This is a genomic window from Streptomyces sp. NPDC001663 (assembly GCF_042893105.1).
Lineage (GTDB): Bacteria > Actinomycetota > Actinomycetes > Streptomycetales > Streptomycetaceae > Streptomyces.
In genome coordinates this window covers 310410-326079 of sequence record NZ_JBIAUR010000007.1, presented here as the reverse complement: position 1 = coordinate 326079, position 15670 = coordinate 310410, and the positions used below count along the sequence as shown (strand labels likewise).

Here is a 15670-nt window from a genome sequence, read left to right as displayed (position 1 = left end):
CGGACCCAAACGCCCTGAAGCGCCATGAAGCGCCCTACCGCAACCGGTCGACGTACTTGTCCGTCCCCGGCACGGTCGGTACGAACGGCGCCACCAGCTCCACCCTCCCCAGCCCCGCCTCCCGCACCGGCGCGTCCAGGTCCGCGTAGTACGCCTCCCAGCACTCCCGCGGATCCGCCTCCAGGAACCACAGCAGCGTCAGCCTCGTGTCCACGCCCTCGACCTGCTTCACGTACGTCATGCGGTCGCCCGGCAGCGGGGTCGGCCGGAAGACGGTCACCATCGCGGCCGGTGAGCCCGCCACCCGCTTCGGCAGATGGCGCGATCGCAGCCATTCCAGCAACTCGGCGCGCTGCTCGGCCGATTCGGCGTCGATCACCTCGACGACGAGGCCGGCGTAGGGATGGTCGAGGGCATGGAAGTCGCGGGGCCCGGCGGCCCCGTCGCGGTACACCGTCCCCTCGTGGTCCTGGAACGCCGTGAAGACGTGCGTACGGTCCTGGTAGACCCGCGCATCGCGGTTGAGCCGCTTGTTGATCGCGACGGTCCACTTCATGTGGTCGTCGTAGCGGCCGTCCGTGATCCAGTACGTCGAGATGTAGCAGCCGGCGGTGACCGGCTGGGCGATCGCCGACTTCTCGGGGTAGCGCAGGAGTTGGAGATCGCGGGTGGCCACCCAGCGGCGCCCGGCGTACATCCAGGGCATGGCCATCGCGCCGGCGTAGTAGTGGTCGTCCTCGTACCAGCGGTTGTAGGCGTACTCGTGGCCCGGGTGCGGCTCGACCATGGTGATCAGGGCATGGCCGGGGCGGACTCCGTAGGGCCCGACGGCGGCCAGCTCGGCGTACACGTCGCTGCGGGTTTCCTCACTCACGTCGTTCCCCTTCCGTCCTCCGTCGGTCGCCCATACTCTGACGCCCCGTCAGATAATTGGCCATACCCCCGGAGGCTCGGATGTCACTGCTCGCGGGCAAGACCGTCGTCGTCTCGGGAGTCGGCGCCGGGCTCGGTCATCAGGTCGCGGCGGCGGTCGTGCGCGACGGGGGCAACGCGGTGCTCGGGGCGCGCACGGAGGCGCATCTCGCCAAGAGCGCCGCCGAGATCGATCCGGACGGGGCGCACACGGCGTACCGCCCGACCGACATCACGGACGAGGCGCAGTGCGAGGCGCTCGCGGCGCTTGCACAGGAGCGCTTCGGCCGGATCGACGCGGTCGTCCAGGTCGCCGCCTGGGACAGCTACTTCGGCGGCGTGGAAGACGCGGACTTCACCACCTGGCAGTCGGTGATCGACGTGAACCTGCTGGGTTCGCTGCGGATGACGCGGGCGTGTCTGCCGGCGCTGAAAGTGTGCGGCGGCTCGGTGGTGTTCATCGGTACGCAGTCCGCCGTCGCCGCCCCCTCCCAGGTGCGCCAGGCGGCGTACGCGGCCTCGAAGGGGGCACTGACGAGCGCGATGTACTCCCTCGCCCGGGAGCTCGGCCCGCACCGGATCAGGGTCAACACCGTGCTGCCGGGCTGGATGTGGGGACCGCCGGTGCAGGCGTACGTCCAGTTCACGGCGCAGACGGAGAAGGTGCCGGAAGCCGACGTACTGAAGCGGCTGACCTCTCGCATGGCGCTGCCCGTTCTCGCCACGGACGGGGATGTCGCGGACGCGGCGGTGTTCTTGGCGTCGGATCGGGCACGGGCGATCACCGGACAGTCCTTGCTGGTCAACGCCGGGGAGCTGATGCGATGAGTTCACATAGGTGAACCAGAACCATCAATCCGAATACTTTTACCTCCCTTTGACCTTCCGCTCACTTGTCGTGTTCACGCGGCAACGCACACGATGAGCGCCGGGCTGACCCTTGGGAGGCGTACATGAACGGTCTCGACTGGGCCGTGCTCATCGGCTATTTCGGCGTGATGGTGGCGATCGGCGTCTGGTCGCACAAGCGGGTGGACGACGTCAGCGACTTCTTCACGGCCGGCGGCAAGATGCCCTGGTGGCTGTCCGGCATCTCGCACCACATGTCGGGCTACAGCGCGGTGATGTTCACGGGCTACGCGGGCATCGCCTACACCTACGGCGTGACGTCCTTCGTGACGTGGTCCTTCCCGATCGCGCTGGGCATCGCCATCGGCTCGAAGCTGTTCGCGCCGCGCATCAACCGGCTGCGCTCGCGGCTCCATGTGGCCTCGCCCCTCGAGTACTTGAAGAACCGTTACGACCTGAAGACCCAGCAGGCCCTCGTCTGGTCCGGCATGCTGCTGAAGATCGTCGACGTGGGCGCTAAGTGGGCAGCCATCGCAACGCTGCTGTCGGTGTTCACCGGCCTCTCCCTCAACCAGGGCATCCTCATCACCGGCGCCATCACCGCGGTGTACTGCACGATCGGCGGCCTGTGGGCGGACGCACTGACCGAACTCGGCCAGTTCGTCATCCAGTTGCTGGCGGGCGTCACGATGTTCGTCGCCGTCGTCCTGAAGCTGAACGACAAGGGCATCGGCTTCTTCGGCGCCTGGGACGAGCCGGCCCTGCACGGCCACGGCAAGCCGCTGGTCGGGCCCTACGGCACGGTCTTCCTGCTCGCCTTCCTCTTCATCAAGCTCTTCGAGTACAACGGCGGCATGCTCAACCAGGCCCAGCGCTACATGGCGACGGGCAGCCCGCGGGAGGCCGAGCGCTCGGCCCGTCTCTCCGCGATCCTGTGGCTGGTCTGGCCCGTGGTCCTGTTCTTCCCGATGTGGATGTCCCCGCTGCTGGTCCACGCCCAGAAGCCGGACGGCTCCGACTCCTACGGCCTGATGACCGAACAGCTCATCCCGCACGGCCTGTTGGGCCTGGTCATCGTCGGCTTCTTCTCGCACACGATGGCCATGTGCTCCTCCGACGCCAACGCGATCGCGGCCGTCTTCACCCGGGACGTGGCGCCGGTGATCTCGCAGCGGGCCCGGGAGTGGGGTCAGCGGTCCGGTCTGATCGCCGCCCGCGTCACGACCGTGATCTTCCTCGGTCTGTCGATGTCGGTGGCGACGCAGGTCAACTCGCCGACCTTCAAGGACATCATCACGGTGGTCATCAAGTGGGTCGCGGGTCTGATGGGCCCGATCGCGATCCCGATGATGCTGGGCCTGCTGCGCCCGTTCCGCCGCTCCGGCCCGACGGCGGCGCTGACCAGCTGGTCGATGGGTCTGCTGGCCTTCTGGCTGGTCAACTACCCGATCAACTGGAACGTCAAGGGCGGTGTCCCGCTGCAGTACCAGGTCTCGGTCCCGCTGGCCGTCTCCTTGATCCTCTACATCCTCATCGGCTACCTCAAGCCCGAGGACACCCCGGACCGCCTCGCGATCATCGACCGCGTCAACACGGACGACGACGGCACGGCGGCGGCCGCGATCCCGACTCCGGCTCAGGACGTGGAGGACGCGGTGGGCCGGACACCGGTGAAGGACTGACCGGGCCGACGCCCGGGCGGTGCTAGCCCTGGCCCCGCGGATACCTCGCCAGCCAGCCCGGTGAGGAGCCCGCGGGGCCGTGCAGGGCCGGGCCCTGGGTCATCTCCATGGCGAAGTCGTCGGCCAGTTCCAGCAGGGTCGGGCGGCCCTCCAGTTCGGCCAGCCAGGCCGGCGGGAGGGCCGTTTCGCCGTGCAGGGCGCCGAGCAGGCCGCCGGTCAGGGCGCCCGTGGCGCCGGAGGGGCCGTCGTGGTTCACGGCGAGGCACAGCCCGTGCCGGACGTCCTCGCCGACCAGCGCGCAGTACACGGCGGCCGCCAGCACCCCCTCCGCCGTACCGTCCCCCGCGAGTTCGGCCACCCGGACCGGCGTCGGCATGCCCTGCCGTACCGCACCCAGTGCGTGCTGCAGCGCGTCCGAGACCGACTGGTGCACCGGCCGCGCGGCGAGCAGCGCGAGGGCCCGCTGGACGGCGCCGTCGAGGCTCTCGCCGCGGGCCAGCCCGTGCACGACGACGGCGTACGCGCCCGCCGACAGGTAGGCCATCGGGTGCCCGTGGGACTGCGCCGCGCACTCCACCGCCAGCTGCATGACCAGCTGCGGCTCCCAGCCGACCAGCAGCCCGAAGGGCGCGGACCGGGCGGCCGCCTCGGGCCCGACCTCGGTGGGGTTCTTGGGCGCGTCCAGGGTGCCCATGTTCTCGTCCCCGAACCCGAGGAGCAGCGGGCGGGTCGGGTCCCGGCGGGCGTACAGCCACTCCTCCCGGGCGAGCCACCCGTCGTCCTTACGGCGCTCGTCGGGCCCCCAGTCGCGCTGCGTGGCCGCCCAGCGCAGATACGCCCGGTGCAGATCGGTGGGCGGATGCCAGGCCCCCGTGTCCCGTCTCACCTGGGCGCGTATCAGCCCGTCGACGGAGAAGAGGGTGAGCTGCGTGAGATGGGTGACGGCGCCGCGTCTGCCGTACGCGAAGGCGAGGTCCACGACGCCCTCGGCGCCGTACGCCTCCCGGATCCCGTCGAGGTCGAGCCCGTCGACGGGCGCCCCCAGCGCGTCCCCGACGGCAGCGCCGAGCAGGGTCCCGCGCACTCGGCTACGGAAGTCCTGCTGTTCGACACGGCCCCATATGGCCCCGGTTGTCGCACTCACCAAGACCTCCCCGATGGCACCGCCCGACTCATGACAGCTCAGCACTGTAATCGAACAGGAACGGTCCGTTCAGGGGGCGATTTGGTATGGGGCATGTGGCCGGAGTGATCACGAGTGGTCGGTTGTCGACGGATGTCCGGCTCGTACCCTGAAGAAATGACGCGGGATCTGTCCGACCGGCTCCGCGCCGTCGTCGATGCGCTGCCGCTGCGCGCGGGGATGCGGGTCCTGGAGATCGGCTGCGGGCCCGGCGCCGCGGCCCGTGAGGTCGTCCGCAGGATCGGGGACGGCCACGTCCACGCCATCGACCGTTCGCCCCGCGCGATCGCACAGGCCGTAGCGGGATCCGCGGCCGAGATCTCAAGCGGCCGTCTGGCCTTCGAGCAGGTGGCCGCGGAGGACTTCACGCTCCCGGCGGGCCGGCCCCCGTTCGACCTGGCCTTCGCGGTCAGGGTGGGAGCCCTGGACGGCCGCCATCCCGAAGCCGGCCGCCGGGCCCTGTCCCGGATCGCGGCCGCCCTCACGCCTGCGGGACGGCTGATGGTCGGGGACGGGGCGGCCATGGCCGAGCTCCGACTGCCACGCTGACATGCGGCTCTACTGGACGGCGTCCCGGGCCTGGGTGACCGTCGTCAGGTAGGGGGTGAGGCGGGTTCCGTCGGCCTCGGGGCTCTGGAGGAGTTCGGTGAGGATGCCTGCGAGCTCCGCGAGCTCGTCCCAGTCGGGGGCCAGGGCCAGGAACTCCGCCAGGCCCTGGTCGGCCTCCGCCCAGTCGCCGAGGGCACAGGCGATGAAGCATCGGCCCTCCGCACGCTCCAGCTCGCTCAGTTCACCGCCCTCGCGCACGAGCCGGAGCAGCTCCCGCCACTGCGGTACCGCGGCCCGTAGTCCCTCGGAACGGCCGATGGTGAGCGCCAGTTGGAGGGCCCCGAAGGGCGGATGGGACTCGCACAGTGCCTCGGCGATCCGTCGGGCCTGTGCCCACTGCCCGCTGTGGCGGTGCACTTCGGCGCGGAGGTCGTCCAGGTCGTCCTCGGGCCTCGCCGCCCGTTCCGCCTCGGCGAGCCGGGTCGTCGCCTCGTCCCAGCGGCCGGACAGGATCAGCACCTCCACGGCCCTTCGGCGCGCCCAGACCGGCGATTCGTCCAGGGCGACGCACCGGTCCAGATCGGCCACCGCCTGCTCGCTCCGCCCGATGGCCACCAGGACTTCCGCCCGCCGGTGGTAGGCCCACCCGTACTCCGGATCCAGCTCCACGGCCCGGTCCAGACACCGGAGAGCCTCCTGGTTCTCCTTCCGTTCGCGGTGGACCGCTCCGAGACTGGCCAACGCGGGTTCGTAGTCGGGATTCCGTTCCAGGACGCGGCGGAAGACGGCGATCGCGTCCTCGTACCGGTCCTCGATCCGGTACTCCTCCCCCAGGTCGTGGCTGAAGGACTCCACATCGGGAGCCAGGCCGACCGCCCGGTGCAGGTCCTCGAACATGCCCTCCCGGTCGCCCAGCCGGCCGCGCACGCGGGACCGCATCCACACGGCCCAGGCGTAGTCGGGCTTCAGCTCGACGGCACGGTCGAGGTCGGCCGACGCCTCCTCGTCCCGGCCCAGTTCGTGGAGGGCCGCTCCCCTGCTCGCGAGGGCCGAGGGGTAGTCGGGCTCGAGCGCGACGGCCCGGCCCAGCTCCGCGACGGCGTCCTCGAACCGGCCCGCGAGGCGGTAGACGTCGCCCCGTTCCGACGCGATCCACGCCACGTCCGGTGCCTGCGCGACCACCCGGTCGAACTCGGCGAACGCCTGGTCCAGTTCGCCCCGGGAACGGCGCAGGCGGGCCCGGCGCACCAGCGTCCACAGGTCGTCCCCGTCGATGCTCAGCGCCCGGTCGAAGTCGGCGAGCGAGGCGTCGTACTGCCCGAGAGTGTGCCGGCACACGGCTCGCCCGGTCAGCGCAGCGGCGTCGGTCGGGTCGAGGGCGATGGCCCGGTCGAAGTCGGCGAGGGCCTCCTCGAAGCGGGCCGCCAGCCGATAGGTCTCCGCCCGCTCGGCGAGGATCCACCCGGTGTCGGGGGCCAGTTCGGCCGCCCGGTCGAAGGCGGCCAGCGCCGCCGGGAAGTCGTCCATCAGCTGGAGGGTGAGACCGCGGCCGTAGTGGACCAGGTGCTGCTGCGGATCGAGCTCGATCGCGTGATCCAGCTCCGCCAGGGCCCGTGCGTACTCCCGGCCTCGGCGCAGTTCCCTGGCCCGCAGCACGTGCGCCAGCGCCCGGCCGTCGGCATCGAGTCCCGGACGGGCCAGAAGCAGGTCCATCGCCCTGGTCGGCCCGGACTCGTCGTCCGCGAGCGCCTCGCCCAGTTCCCGGCCCCATGCGAGCAGGACCTGGTGCTCCGTCGCGGCGCCCGCGTCCTCCAGCATCCGCGCCCAGCCGCGGCAGACGACCTCGTCCGCGTCATGGCAGGCCTCGACGAACCGCCGCAGCGCGTCGGCGAGCGCCGCGGGCGGGCGGGCACAGAGCAGGTGGTACGTCTCCTCCAGCAGGAGTGTGCGCCACTCCTCGTCCGACCACAGGCTCTCCTCCTCCCGGCCGGCCTCGGCGTCGGCGCGCCACTCGCCATAGGCCTCCGCGAGCTTCCGGTGCCGCGGCGCCCAGGTGCGCGGGGACTGGCGTCGCTCCAGCCGCAGCATCTGCGCCCGTACGACGTCGTGGTACTGCGTCCGCTCCCCGCCCTGGTCGACGAAGGGCAGCCCCGTCAACCACTCGTACAGCTCGTCCCGTTCGTCGTCGGGGCGGTCGACCAGGACCCGGAACACGTCCGCGTCCAGCCACCGGGGCAGTGCGCAGAGCGTGGCGACGTCACGGCGGACCTTCGGCTCCCGGTCCAGGAACCGGCCGACGGCGGTGGTGCTCGGGTCGCGTACGTTGTCCGGGCCGCCGGGGCGGTTCTCCGCGAGCGTCGACACGAGCACCGGCAGGCCGCCGGTGAGCCGCAGGACCTCCTCGACGACCGGCTCGGCCACGACCCCGCGCCCGGCGAGCAGCCGCCGCGCCTCCGCCTCGGTGAACGGCTCCAGCGGCACATCCGCCACGGAGTGCAGGCCGCCTCCGCGCACGGGGTCCAGGGGGCGCTGCCCGGCGGTGACCACGACGAGGGTGGCGGGCAGCCGCCGGTCCGCCTCGTCCGCCATGAGCATCTCGTGCAGCCACGGCTCGAGATACGGTCCGGTGCGCTCGTACGTGTCGAAGAACAGGACGATCCACGGGGCCGCGGAGGCGGCGTCCCGCAGTTCACGGAGCAGGAGCGGGGTGAGCACCTTCTCCGGTGTCACCACCAGGTCCGCGTCGTCCTGGTTGCGGAAGCGTGCGCCGAGCCCGGCCCGCAGCCGGTCCGCGCCCTGGGCGAGCCGGTCCGCGGGGACGGCCCTGGTGACCATGCCGGCGAACGGCACGGTCGCGTCCAGCACCCCGATGCCCAACTCCACCGCGGCCATGCTGCCCGCCGACGGTGTCTGCGGCTCGGGGGACGACGCGGCGAGAGCGGCCGCCTCCGCCTCGCGCCGCCGGTCACGGTAGGTGGCGAGCCTCCGCTCCAGCGCCTTCAACCGCCGCCCCTGACCGGCGAACTGACGGCACATCACTTCCAGGGCTCCGGGCACGCTTCCGGCGCCGTCGCCGACGTACACCGTCAACGCCCCGCGCTCACGCGCCAGATGCCTCCACTCCCGGACCAGGGAGGTCTTCCCGACCCCGGCGGGACCGTGCACATGGAAGCGGAAGCGATGGCGGCCGTCGTCGAGCGGGATGTCGAAGTTGCGCAGGAACGCGGCACATTCGGCCTCCCGGCCGACGAACCCGGCCCGTGTGCTCCGCCGGTCCAGCTCCTGCATCGACGGATCCGCCTGCGCCATGTGTACGTCCGTCCCCTCGTCCCGGCCCGTCCGCGCACCATTCTGGCTCAATATGCGCCGCCGCACTGATCACCAAGGGGAAGATTGCTGTCATGTCCACCAACGCAACTCCCCCCACGCGCGCACTCACCCTCACAGCCGCGCTCCTCACCGCCGGCGTCGCGCTCTACATAGCGCTCGTCGCCTTCGGGAACATCACCGACTTCGGGACGAACCAGGCGTTCGTCCAGCATGTCCTGGCCATGGACACCACGTTCAAGGACGACGACCTGATGTGGAGAGCGATCACCAACAAGGGTCTGCAGAACGCCGCTTACATCGCCATCATCGCCTGGGAGACCCTCGCCGCGCTCGTCCTCATGTACGGCACCTGGCTCTGGGCCCGGCGCGACTACGCCCGTGCCCGCAGCATCTCCACCTACGGGCTGCTGATGCTGTTGCTGCTCTTCGGTGCCGGGTTCATCGCCATCGGCGGGGAGTGGTTCTCCATGTGGCAGTCGAAGACCTGGAACGGGCTCGACGCCGCACTGCGGGTGTTCGTGTTCAGCGGGATCTCGCTGCTCGTGGTGCTGCTGAGCGACCGGCGGACGGACAGCAACTGACCGCCTGTGGCGGCTACTTGACCACTGCCACCTTCGTGCCCGCCGTCCCGAACGTCCACACGGCCGCCCCGTCCGCCGTCCGCATCCGGATGCCGCCCGTCTGCGTACCGGACGCGGGCGGCGGGGACGAGCCGTCGACCGCGTTGGAGAAGGCGATGTTGACGCCGGACTTGGCCGAGAAGTACACGATGTGCTCGATCTTCACGCCGTCCGAGCCGGTCAGCGGGCCCTCGGCGCGCGTGCCGACCGTGTACGTGCCCGGTTCCGGGCTCACCGTCCCCGGCCACACCGCGAACGTACGGCGGGCCGCGTCGCTCCCGTCGACCAGCCACACGGTCTTCTTCCCCAGGGAGTAGACGATGCGGCGGCCGGTGCCGGAGCCGTCCGGCACCGCCGCCGGCGGCGCGGTCTTCGTGGGCGTGGGATGCGCGCCCGGCGACGCCGACGAGCCCGGCCGGGCGGCGACCGCGTGGGGCTTCGTTCCCTTGTCGGCCTGCACGGCCAGGACGACGACAGCGGCGATCGCTCCCACCGTGAGACCGGTCACCCAGACCTTCGGGGCTGGCACGGCACGCATCTCCTCAGCTAAGGGTCCCCGCCGAACGGGGGCCCGATCATCGTACCGGCCCCCGTCTCGACGCCCTTCCCCTCAGGCCGGCTCTCAGTCCAGCACCGGCAGCAGCTCCGGCAGGTGCCCGTCCGACACCGACGCCGCCCGCTGCCGCTCCTGGGGCACCTCGCCGTACAGCGTCGTGCGCGGCTTCGCCGGGCGGCCCGCCGCGTCCGCCACCGCGATCAGGTCCTTGACCGACTTGTACGAGCCGTAGGAGGAGCCGGCCATCCGGGAGATCGTCTCCTCCATCAGCGTGCCGCCCAGGTCGTTCGCGCCGGAGCGGAGCATCTCCGCCGCGCCCTCCGTGCCGAGCTTCACCCAGCTGGTCTGGATGTTGGGGATCCAGGGGTGGAGCAGCAGCCGCGCCATCGCCGTCACCGCGCGGTTGTCGCGGGTCGTCGGGCCCGGGCGGGAGATGCCCGCCAGGTACACCGGGGCGTTGGTGTGGATGAAGGGGAGCGTCACGAACTCCGTGAAGCCGCCCGTGCGTTGCTGGATCCCGGCCAGCGTGCGCAGGTGCCCGAGCCAGTGCCTCGGCTGGTCCACGTGGCCGTACATCATCGTCGACGAAGACCGGATGCCCAGCTCGTGCGCGGTCGTGACGACCTCGATCCAGGTCGCCGTCGGCAGCTTGCCCTTGGTGAGGACCCACCGGACCTCGTCGTCGAGGATCTCCGCCGCCGTGCCGGGGATGGAGTCCAGCCCGGCCTCCTTCGCCGCGCTCAGCCACTCGCGGATGGACATGCCGGTGCGGGTCGCGCCGTTCACGACCTCCATCGGCGAGAAGGCGTGGACGTGCATGCCGGGGACCCGGGACTTCACCGCCTTCGCGATGTCGAAGTACGCCGTACCCGGCAGGTCGGGGTGGATGCCGCCCTGCATGCAGACCTCCACCGCGCCCAGGTCCCAGGCCTGCTGGGCGCGGTCGGCGACCTGCTCCAGGGAGAGCGTGTACGCGTCGGCGTCCGTGCGGCGCTGCGCGAAGGCACAGAAGCGGCAGCCCGTGTAGCAGACGTTGGTGAAGTTGATGTTCCGGGTGACGATGTACGTCACGTCGTCGCCGACCGCCGACCTGCGCACGTCGTCCGCTATCCGGGTCAGCGCGTCCAGCGCCGGGCCGTCCGCGTGCAGCAGGGCGAGGGCCTCGTCGTCGGTCAGCTTCGTCGGGTCGTCGGCCGCCGTCGCCAGCGCCGCCCGTACGTCCGTGTCGATGCGCTCGGGCACCATGCCGGGCGCGGCCGCCTCGCGCAGGGCGGCCCAGTCGCCGTACACCTCGTCGAAGTCGTCGCGGCGGTCGGACGTACGGCCCTCGGTGTCGATGGTGGTGTGCAGATCCGTACGGCCGGAGGAGACGAACGCCTCCTCGGGCTCCTGCCACGGGTGGCCCTCGACGGTCGCGTCCGGTCGCGCAAGGCCGGTCTCCGGGTCCGCCAGTGCGCGTACGTGCGGGCGCAGCCGCGGGTCCAGCCAGGGCTCGCCGCGCTGCACGAACTCCGGGTACACGCAGAGCCGTTCGCGCAGCTCGAAGCCGGCGGCGCGCGAGCGCTCGGTGAGCTCCTCGATCTGCGGCCAGGGGCGCTCGGGGTTCACATGGTCGATCGTCAGCGGGGAGACGCCGCCCCAGTCGTCGATGCCGGCTCCGATCAGCCGCTCGTACTCGCTGTCGACCAGGTTGGGCGGGGCCTGCAGACAGGCCGCCGGGCCCATGATGAGCCGTGCCACCGCCACCGTCGCGACCAGCTCGTCCAGCTCCGCGTCCGGCATGCCGCGCATCGCGGTGTCCGGCTTGGCGCGGAAGTTCTGGATGATCAGCTCCTGGATGCCGTGGTACGACCGCGACACGCGCCGCAGCGCGAAGAGGGACTCCGCGCGCTCCTCGTACGTCTCGCCGATGCCGATCAGGATCCCGGACGTGAAGGGGACGGAGGAACGGCCGGCGTCCTCCAGCACCCGCAGCCGTACGGCGGGCTCCTTGTCGGGAGAGCCGTAGTGCGGGCCGCCGGGCTCGGACCAGAGGCGGGTCGCCGTCGTCTCCAGCATCATGCCCATGCTCGGGGCGACCGGCTTGAGACGCTGGAAGTCGGTCCAGGACATGACCCCGGGGTTGAGGTGGGGCAGCAGCCCCGTCTCCTCCAGGATCCGGATGGAGATGGCACGGACATACGCGATGGTGTCGTCGTACCCGTGCGCGTCGAGCCACTCCCGGGCCTCCGGCCACCGCTCCTCCGGCTTGTCGCCGAGGGTGATCAGGGCTTCCTTGCAGCCGAGCGCGGCGCCCTTGCGGGCGATGTCGAGGACCTCGTCCGGCGACATGAACATCCCGTGCCCGGCGCGGCGCAGCTTGCCGGGGACGGTGACGAAGGTGCAGTAGTGGCATTTGTCCCGGCACAGCCGGGTGAGGGGGATGAAGACGCTCTTCGAGTACGTGATGACGCCGGGGCGGCCGGCCGCCTCGAGGCCCGCGTCGCGCACCCGGGCGGCGGACGCGGCGAGGTCCTCGAGGGCCTCGCCGCGGGCCTGGAGCAGGACGGCCGCCTCGGTGACATCGAGGGCGACGCCGTCCCGGGCGCGTTTGAGGGCGCGACGCATGGAGTTCTCGGTGGGGCCGGTTCCGGTCGCGGAAGTCGTCATTCTTTGAGCATACGTTCGGGTTGATCAGGCCAAAGAGGGCACCGGCTCATCCACCGGAACCCCATTCGTCACACGGTGTCACTGGAATCGGTCAGGAAGGTCCCGTACTCGTCCAGCACCCGCAGCACCTCCGTCTCCCCCGCCGGCGGCAGTTGGACGACGACCTCCTCGATGCCCAGCTCCGCGTAGTGCGCGAGCTTGCCGGGAGTCGGGAAGACGGCGTACGGGACGATCTGGAGGGCGGACGGGTCGCGGCCCGCGTCGGTCCAGGCCGCGCGCAGCACCGGCAGCGACTCCGTCAGGCCGCGGCCACCGATGGGCATCCAGCCGTCGGCGTACTCGCAGATGTGGGCGAAGAGCTTCGGGCCGGCCGCCCCGCCGACGAGCGTGCGCGGGCCGACGACCGGGCCGCGCGCCTTCTGCACCGGCTTCGGGTGGGCGTACGAGGCCCGTACCCCGCCGAACTCCCCCTCGTACGCGGTGGGTTCGTCGCTCCACAGCGCACGCATCAGTGCCATGCGGTCCCGTACCAGCTCCCGCCGCGTACGCCACTCGACGCCGTGGTCGTCGGCCTCCTCGACGTTCCAGCCGAAGCCGAGGCCGAGGGTGAAACGGCCGGCGGAGAGGTGGTCGAGGGTCGCGATCTGCTTGGCGAGGTCGATCGGGTCGTGCTGGGCGACCAGCGTGATGCCGGTGCCGAGGCCCAGGCGCTCGGTCACCGCGGCGGCCTGGCCGAGCGCGACGAAGGGGTCGAGGGTGCGGCCGTACTCGGGCGGCAGGTCGCCGCCCGCCGGGTACGGGGTAGCACGCTCCACCGGGATGTGCGTGTGCTCGGGCAGGTAGAGGCCGGCGAAACCGCGCGACTCCAGCTCACGGGCGAGCCGGACGGGGGCGATGGTCTCGTCGGTGAGGAAGATCGTTACGGCGATTCGCATGTCTCATCTGTACCGGCGGGAGGGCGAGATGTCCATACCAACCGGTTGGTTGTCCTTTGTCGGTTCCCCGCACCCCTTGGTGCGGTCTACGTTGAGGGGGTGACGACGTTGCGCGGCACTCTGCTTCCCGGCTCCCCGGACTACGTGTACGTACCCTTCGAAGTTCCCTCCGGCGTCCGCGAGTTGAAGGTCTCCTACACCTACGACAAGCCGTCCGTCCCGCCCGGCACCCCGGGCAACGCGCTCGACATCGGCGTCTTCGACGAGCGCGGCACGGAGCTGGGCGGCGAGGGGTTCCGGGGCTGGTCGGGCGGGGCGCGCTCGGAGTTCTTCATCCGCGCCGAAGAGGCCACGCCGGGGTACGTCCCCGGGCCGGTGCGGGAGGGCACCTGGCACATCGCGCTGGGCCCGTACACGGTCGCTCCGCAGGGGCTGTCGTACGAGATCACGGTCACGCTGACGCAGGGTGAGCCCGGCGAGACGCCCGCGCCGGTGTATCCGCCCTCGCGGGCGGCGGGCCGGGGGCGGGCCTGGTACCGGGGCGACTGTCACCTGCACTCCTGGCACTCGGACGGCCGCCGGACGCCGGCCGAGATCGCGGCGCTCGCCCGGTCGGCGGGCCTGGACTTCATCAACTCGTCGGACCACAACACACAGGCATCGCACGCCCATTGGGCCCCCGAGGCGGGCGACGACCTGCTGATCCTGCTCGGCGAGGAGGTCACGACCCGCAACGGGCACGTGCTGGCGCTGGGCACGGACCCCGGCACCTTCGTGGACTGGCGCTACCGGGCCCGGGACGGCCGGTTCGGGCACTTCGCGCGGGGGATCCGGCGGGCCGGCGGCCTGGTCGTCCCCGCCCATCCGTACGCCACGTGCATCGGCTGCGCCTGGAAGTTCGGGTTCGGCGAGGCGGACGCCGTGGAGGTGTGGAACGGTCCCTGGACGCCCGACGACGAGGTGGCGCTCGCGGCGTGGGACGGCGCGCTGGTGGCGGCCGTGCGGGACGGCGACCGGGAGTGGCTCCCGGCGATGGGCAACAGCGACGCGCACCGGCCCCCGGACGCGGTGGGGCTGCCGCAGACCGTCGTGTTCGCCGAGGAGCTGACCCGGGAGGCGATCCTGGCCGGCATCCGGGCGGGGCGGTCGTACGTCGCCGAGTCGAAGAACGTGTCGCTGTCCTTCACGGTGAGCACGGAGGGCGGTGAACTCGCCGGTATCGGGGAGCGGTTGGCGGTCGAGGACGCCGAGACGCCGGTCACCGTGCGCGCCGAGGTCACGGGCGCCCCGCGCTGCGTGGTGCGGTTCGTGACCGACCAGGGGGTGCTGTTCGCCGGCGAGCCGCTGCCGGTGACGGGTGCGGGGACGGTGGAGTGGCGTACGACGGCCTCGTACGCGGCCTATGTGCGGGCGGAGGTACGGCACGAGACGGCGATGGGGCCGGTGCCGGGGAGTATGGCGGCGTTCACCAATCCGGTCTTCCTGGGGCCATGACGCTGCGGGCTCCCGAGAGTTCGTAGGTGATGTCCGACTCACGCCGGCGTCAAGGCAATTGAGGGAATTCCAGATCGGCTACGACCGCCGCGTGGTCGGACGGCCAGACCCCGTCCACCGGCCCGTCCCCGGCCCGCCGTACGCCCCGCACCGTACCGATGCCGTCGGGCCCGGCCGGACCGCCCACATGGATGTAGTCGATACGACTGCTCGGCCCCAGGCCCGGATGCACATACGGGTTCGTGTGGTCCCAAGTGGCCGACGGGGCCGCCGGATCGGCGTAGTCCCACGCGTCGAAGAACGCCTGCCCGGGTACGACGGGCGCCGTCCGGGTCCCCCCGAACAGCCGGATCTCGTCCGCATCGGGTGGGGCGTTGAAGTCGCCGGTGACGACGGGCGGGAAGTCGGTGCCGTGGCGGTGGGCGGCGACGAACTCGGCGAGGGCGGTGACCTGTGCGCGGCGGACGGCCGAGGCGTGCAGGGGGGAGGTCAAGTGGACGGTGAAGAAGGGCACTTGGTGACCGGGGGCGTCGAGGCGGGCGTAAAGGGCGAGCCGTCCGTCGTCGAGGTCGGCGGGGGCGGGCAGCCGCAGCACCTCCTGCTCGGCGACGGGCCAGCGGCTCAGCACGGCGTTGCCCACCTCGACCCCGGGCTCCCCGATCCGCCGCTGCCATCGCTCGGAGGCGTGGGAGGCGGCCCATGTCCAGTGCAGGCCGAGTTCACCGGCCAGCCATTCGGCGAGGTTCTCGCCGTCGGCGGCCCACACCTCCTGCAGACCCACGACATCGGGCCGCAGGTCGCGCAGCGCGGCGAGGATCGCCTTCTGCCGCTCCTGCCACGGCCCGAACCGCCACCACAGGTTCCAGGTCACGACCCGCATGGGCCCACCGTCTCTCCTCGGGGGAACGTGC

12 protein-coding genes are annotated in these 15670 nt (G+C 71.6%); 5 read left to right on the top strand and 7 right to left on the bottom strand.

Annotation, left to right across the window (positions count from 1 at the left end):
- Positions 1–34: 34 nt before the first annotated feature.
- Positions 35–874 (bottom strand): hypothetical protein, encoded by an 840-nt coding sequence (locus tag ACFY1L_RS24045; RefSeq protein WP_388827791.1) that lies wholly within the window; start codon positions 872–874, stop codon positions 35–37.
- An 80-nt stretch (positions 875–954) separates the two neighbouring features.
- Between ACFY1L_RS24045 and ACFY1L_RS24040 the strand changes: the two genes are divergently transcribed.
- Positions 955–1740, top strand: a complete 786-nt coding sequence (locus tag ACFY1L_RS24040) for an SDR family oxidoreductase (RefSeq protein ID WP_388827788.1) — start codon at positions 955–957, stop codon at positions 1738–1740.
- Positions 1741–1865: 125 nt separating this feature from the next.
- Entirely contained in the window at positions 1866–3443 is a 1578-nt protein-coding gene (locus tag ACFY1L_RS24035) for a sodium:solute symporter family protein (RefSeq protein ID WP_388827785.1), read from the top strand.
- Between the two features lie 22 nt (positions 3444–3465).
- Here the strand turns inward: ACFY1L_RS24035 and ACFY1L_RS24030 are convergent, their stop codons facing one another.
- Complete coding sequence (locus ACFY1L_RS24030) at positions 3466–4587, bottom strand: ADP-ribosylglycohydrolase family protein (RefSeq protein ID WP_388827782.1); 1122 nt, start codon at positions 4585–4587, stop codon at positions 3466–3468.
- Positions 4588–4743: 156 nt separating this feature from the next.
- Here ACFY1L_RS24030 and ACFY1L_RS24025 point away from each other — a divergent pair, with 156 nt between their 5' ends.
- Positions 4744–5175 carry an SAM-dependent methyltransferase gene (locus ACFY1L_RS24025; RefSeq protein WP_388827779.1) on the top strand — a complete coding sequence of 144 codons (432 nt, stop codon included), beginning with the start codon at positions 4744–4746 and terminating at the stop codon, positions 5173–5175.
- Between the two features lie 9 nt (positions 5176–5184).
- On the opposite strand, the gene ACFY1L_RS24020 is transcribed toward ACFY1L_RS24025, so the two are convergent.
- Entirely contained in the window at positions 5185–8484 is a 3300-nt protein-coding gene (locus ACFY1L_RS24020; protein WP_388827776.1) for a tetratricopeptide repeat protein, read from the bottom strand.
- A gap of 92 nt (positions 8485–8576) precedes the next feature.
- Between ACFY1L_RS24020 and ACFY1L_RS24015 the strand changes: the two genes are divergently transcribed.
- Positions 8577–9086, top strand: coding sequence for a DUF2165 domain-containing protein (locus ACFY1L_RS24015; protein WP_388827773.1), 510 nt, complete (start codon positions 8577–8579; stop codon positions 9084–9086).
- Positions 9087–9099: 13 nt separating this feature from the next.
- On the opposite strand, the gene ACFY1L_RS24010 is transcribed toward ACFY1L_RS24015, so the two are convergent.
- The 3 genes from ACFY1L_RS24010 to ACFY1L_RS24000 form a co-directional block, all read right to left on the bottom strand.
- Entirely contained in the window at positions 9100–9663 is a 564-nt protein-coding gene (locus ACFY1L_RS24010) for a hypothetical protein (RefSeq protein ID WP_388827770.1), read from the bottom strand.
- A gap of 84 nt (positions 9664–9747) precedes the next feature.
- Complete coding sequence (locus ACFY1L_RS24005) at positions 9748–12330, bottom strand: bifunctional FO biosynthesis protein CofGH (RefSeq protein ID WP_388827768.1); 2583 nt, start codon at positions 12328–12330, stop codon at positions 9748–9750.
- Between the two features lie 68 nt (positions 12331–12398).
- Positions 12399–13265, bottom strand: a complete 867-nt coding sequence (locus tag ACFY1L_RS24000) for an LLM class F420-dependent oxidoreductase (RefSeq protein ID WP_388827765.1) — start codon at positions 13263–13265, stop codon at positions 12399–12401.
- 99 nt (positions 13266–13364) lie between these two features.
- On the opposite strand from ACFY1L_RS24000, the gene ACFY1L_RS23995 reads away from it, so the two are divergent.
- Positions 13365–14759 carry a CehA/McbA family metallohydrolase gene (locus ACFY1L_RS23995; RefSeq protein WP_388827761.1) on the top strand — a complete coding sequence of 465 codons (1395 nt, stop codon included), beginning with the start codon at positions 13365–13367 and terminating at the stop codon, positions 14757–14759.
- A 49-nt stretch (positions 14760–14808) separates the two neighbouring features.
- Here ACFY1L_RS23995 and ACFY1L_RS23990 read toward each other — a convergent pair whose 3' ends face one another.
- The gene (locus tag ACFY1L_RS23990; protein ID WP_388827758.1) at positions 14809–15639 is read right to left on the bottom strand and encodes an endonuclease/exonuclease/phosphatase family protein; all 831 of its coding nucleotides are present in this window, start codon (positions 15637–15639) and stop codon (positions 14809–14811) included.
- Positions 15640–15670: the final 31 nt, after the last annotated feature.

Bases quoted from the DNA above. Each gene is read 5' to 3' on its own strand.
- ACFY1L_RS24000 (WP_388827765.1), bottom strand. From the start codon at position 13,265: ATGCGAATCGCCGTAACGATCTTCCTCACCGACGAGACCATCGCCCCC.
- ACFY1L_RS24020 (WP_388827776.1), bottom strand. From the start codon at position 8,484: ATGGCGCAGGCGGATCCGTCGATGCAGGAGCTGGACCGGCGGAGCACA.
- ACFY1L_RS24005 (WP_388827768.1), bottom strand. From the start codon at position 12,330: ATGACGACTTCCGCGACCGGAACCGGCCCCACCGAGAACTCCATGCGT.
- ACFY1L_RS24035 (WP_388827785.1), top strand. From the start codon at position 1,866: ATGAACGGTCTCGACTGGGCCGTGCTCATCGGCTATTTCGGCGTGATG.
- ACFY1L_RS24025 (WP_388827779.1), top strand. From the start codon at position 4,744: ATGACGCGGGATCTGTCCGACCGGCTCCGCGCCGTCGTCGATGCGCTG.
- ACFY1L_RS23990 (WP_388827758.1), bottom strand. From the start codon at position 15,639: ATGCGGGTCGTGACCTGGAACCTGTGGTGGCGGTTCGGGCCGTGGCAG.
- ACFY1L_RS24010 (WP_388827770.1), bottom strand. From the start codon at position 9,663: ATGCGTGCCGTGCCAGCCCCGAAGGTCTGGGTGACCGGTCTCACGGTG.
- ACFY1L_RS24015 (WP_388827773.1), top strand. From the start codon at position 8,577: ATGTCCACCAACGCAACTCCCCCCACGCGCGCACTCACCCTCACAGCC.
- ACFY1L_RS24040 (WP_388827788.1), top strand. From the start codon at position 955: ATGTCACTGCTCGCGGGCAAGACCGTCGTCGTCTCGGGAGTCGGCGCC.